At 72.2% G+C, this 3306-nt stretch carries 5 protein-coding genes; 2 read left to right on the forward strand and 3 right to left on the reverse strand.

Features of this window, described 5'->3' with window-relative positions; genetic code table 11:
• Window positions 1-245: hypothetical protein (locus AC07A6_RS41260; RefSeq protein WP_478780526.1), on the forward strand; the 245-nt coding region annotated here is incomplete at its 5' end.
• A 178-nt stretch (window positions 246-423) separates the two neighbouring features.
• Here the strand turns inward: AC07A6_RS41260 and AC07A6_RS41265 are convergent.
• The gene (locus AC07A6_RS41265) at window positions 424-1431 is read right to left on the reverse strand and encodes a stage II sporulation protein M (RefSeq protein ID WP_386275778.1); all 1008 of its coding nucleotides are present in this window, start codon (window positions 1429-1431) and stop codon (window positions 424-426) included.
• 111 nt (window positions 1432-1542) lie between these two features.
• Here AC07A6_RS41265 and AC07A6_RS41270 point away from each other — a divergent pair, with 111 nt between their 5' ends.
• Window positions 1543-2442, forward strand: a complete 900-nt coding sequence (locus AC07A6_RS41270) for an RDD family protein (RefSeq protein ID WP_478780527.1) — start codon at window positions 1543-1545, stop codon at window positions 2440-2442.
• On the opposite strand, the gene AC07A6_RS41275 is transcribed toward AC07A6_RS41270, so the two are convergent.
• Entirely contained in the window at window positions 2439-3092 is a 654-nt protein-coding gene (locus AC07A6_RS41275; RefSeq protein WP_478780528.1) for a hypothetical protein, read from the reverse strand. The two genes, AC07A6_RS41270 and AC07A6_RS41275, sit on opposite strands and share 4 nt — an antisense overlap.
• Before the next feature lie 100 nt (window positions 3093-3192).
• A partial coding sequence (locus tag AC07A6_RS41280) for an adenosylhomocysteinase (protein ID WP_362467774.1) occupies window positions 3193-3306 on the reverse strand: 114 nt, incomplete at its 5' end.

Here is a 3306-nt window from a genome sequence, read left to right on the forward strand (position 1 = left end):
CTGGCGTTGATTTTTGGCACGCTGTTGAGTTCTCAAGGAACGGACGCTTCCTTTGTACTCACCCTCTCGGGCTTTCCTCCGGGCTTTCGTTCTTCATTCTTGCGTTTCCGACTCTATCAGACTCTTTCGTGTCCGATTTCCTCGGTGCTTTCGAGGTGTTGCGCTTTCGCGCTTTCCCTTTCCGGCGGTTCCGACTCTATCAGAAGTTTTCCACCGGATTTCCCGGCTTCGAACTTCCTGGATGAGGAGTCGGCTGTGCCCCACGGGAATTCAATTCCATTTGGGGGCGAGAGAGATTTTAAACCATCACTGCCGAACTTGTCCAGTTCGAGGCAACCGTTCGAATCTACCTCCCCACAGCGGCCGTGTCAACGGTCTGCGGGACGACGAGGAGACTAGCAGCTCAGCTGCCTTGTACGCACATCAGGCCGCGGTCGGGAGCGTCGCCGTGCGGTCCGCCTCCTCCACGTCGCCCACCTCGCCGGCGCGGGAAGCGCGGCCGCCGAGGACGTAGACGTAGGCGAGGAAGGCGGCCTCCGCGACCACGCCGATCGTGATGCGGGCCCAGGTCGGAAGGCCCGACGGGGTCACGAAGCCCTCGATCAGGCCGGAGACGAAGAGCACCGCGGCCAGGCCGATGGCCATGCCGAGAGCGGCGCGGCCCTGTTCGGCGAGGGCCGTGCGGCGGGTGCGGGGGCCCGGGTCGATGACCGTCCAGCCGAGGCGCAGGCCCGTACCGGCCGCGATGAAGACGGCCGTCAGTTCGAGGAGGCCGTGCGGGAGGATCAGGCCGAGGAAGACGTCCAGGCGGCCGGCGGAGGTCATCAGGCCGAGGCCGACCCCGAGGTTCGCCATGTTCAGGAACAGGATCCACAGGACCGGGAGCCCGAGGAAGGCGCCGAGGACGAGGCAGATCGCGGCGGCCTGGGCGTTGTTCGTCCAGACCTGCGCGGCGAAGGAGGCCGCCGGGTGGCTGGAGTAGTAGGTCTCGTACTGGCCGCCCGGCCGGGTCAGGTCCTTGAGGTGCTCCGGGGTGGCTATGGCGCTCTGCACCTCGGGGTGGGCGGCTATCCACCAGCCGATGAGCACGCCGAGGGCGGTGGAGAGCAGCGCGGTGGGTATCCACCAGCGGCGACTGCGGTAGACGGCGGCCGGGAAGCCCTCGGTGAAGAAGCGGGCGGCGTCTCGCCAGCCGGCGCGGCGGGTGCCGGTGACCGTCGAGCGGGCGCGGGCCACGAGCTGGGTGAGCCGGGCCGTGAGCATCGGGTCGGGGGCACTGGACTGGATCAGGGAGAGGTGGGTGGAGGTGCGCTGGTAGAGGGCGACGAGTTCGTCGGCCTCCGCCCCGGTGAGCCGGCGGCCGCGGCCGAGGAGCTGCTCCAGGCGGGCCCATTCCGTCTGGTGGGCCGCCACGAAGACGTCGAGATCCATCCGGTTACCGCTCCCCTGCCCCTGGCCACCCGATACGGCTTACTTCTCCTGCGGTCAGCTTGGCAGACTGGGGTGCACAGGGGCGGGTCAGGTCGGGGAAAGGTGCGCGCGTTGAGCGATCTGGTGACGGGAGACGCGGTCGTCCTGGGTCTGCGGCCGGCGCGGCTGCCGAGCCGGGCCCTGGCGGTCCTGCTCGACCTGGTCGTGTACGGCATCGGGTTCGTGGTGGTGATCGTCGGACTGGTGGCCGCGACGGCCTCCCTGGACGAGGCCGCGCAGGCCGCGGTGGCGGTGGCGAGCCTCCTGCTGGTGGTGGTCGGTGTGCCGATCGCGGTGGAGACGCTGAGCCACGGCCGTTCGCTGGGGAAGTTGGCGTGCGGGCTGCGGGTGGTGCGGGAGGACGGCGGGCCGATCCGGTTCCGGCACGCGCTGGTGCGCGGGGCCATGGGGGTCGTGGAGCTGCTGCTCACCTTCGGGGCGGTCGCCTGCATCGCCTCGCTGATGTCGGAGCGGGGCCGGCGGCTGGGTGACGTGTTCGCCGGGACCCTGGTGGTCCGGGAGCGGGTGCCGGGCGCCCGCGTGATGCCGGTGCCCCCGCCGCCGCCGTGGCTGGCCGGGCAGTTCGCGGCGCTGGACCTGTCGGCGGTGCCGGACGGGCTGTGGCTGGCGATCCGGCAGTACCTGACGCGGATGAACCAGCTGGACCCGCACACGGGTGCCGCGATGGCGGCGCGGCTCGCGGACGACGTGGTGGCCCGGACCGGGACGCCTCCGCCGCCCGGGGTGCCGGCTGCCGCGTTCCTGATGGCGGTGGTGCACGAGCGGCAGTCGCGGGACGCCGCGCGCGCCTTCGCCGCGGGCCCGGCCGTGTCGGCGCCCGTCCCGGCGCCCGTCCCTGTCCCGATGCCTGTGTCCATGCCCGTGCCCGCTCCCGCGCCGGTCGCGCCGCCCGTGGCGCCGCCGCCGGCCGCGGCGCCGCCGCGCGGGACCGGATTCGCTCCGCCCGCCTAGTCCTCGTAACCCTCGTAGCCCTCGGAGTCCGCCGAGTCGTCGAAGGCCGACGGCGGGGTCTCCAGGTGTTCGAGTTCGATGCCGGGCGCCGAGAGGACCACGTCACCCGCGATGTGCACGGTGTGGACCTCGCCCGTGTCCAGGGCCGTGACCTGGTACTCGTCGACGATCAGCGGGCCGCTGTCCGTCGGGTGCTCGGCGCGGGAGAGCAGGGCCCAGGCCTGGTCGACCGTACGGGGTGCCAGCACCGGATCGGTCAGTGCGAGGAGCCTGACGCGGGTCGCGGGGGCGCCGGGGGTCAGGCGCAGCAGGCGGGCCGTGGCGATGAGGAAGGCCGGGGAGCTGCCGGTGAAGCCGGGGGCGGCGACGTTGCCCTCGGTGGCCTCGGCTCCGGCGGGGTCGGTGCGGACCCAGGTGACGCCGTCGATGGCGGCGCCGCGCACCTGCCAGCCGCCGGCGTTGGCCTCCATGCGGATGGGGCGGCCGAGGGCGTCGACGGCCAGGTCCAGCGAGCCGCGGTGCTCCCCGTCCGGACCGGTCAGCTGGGCGACGTAGCGCCAGCCGGAGGGGCCGGGGGCGCAGTGGAAGTGCTCCTCGCCGAGGGGGGTGTGGTCGTGCGGGTCGTGGAGCGAGTAGCGGCCGCGGGGCATGGCGTCGGGTCCTTGGGTACGGGGCAGGCCCCCGGCGCGGATGCCGGGGGCCTGCCTGGAGTGCTGCGGATCCTCGGGGACCGGGATCGGTAGCGGTGGATCAGTAGCGGTAGTGGTCCGGCTTGTACGGGCCCTCGACCTTGACGCCGATGTAGGAGGCCTGCTCCGGGCGCAGGGTGGTGAGCTTGACGCCCAGCGCGTCGAGGTGGAGGCG

It is taken from the genome of Streptomyces sp. NPDC044002 (genome assembly GCF_056434525.1).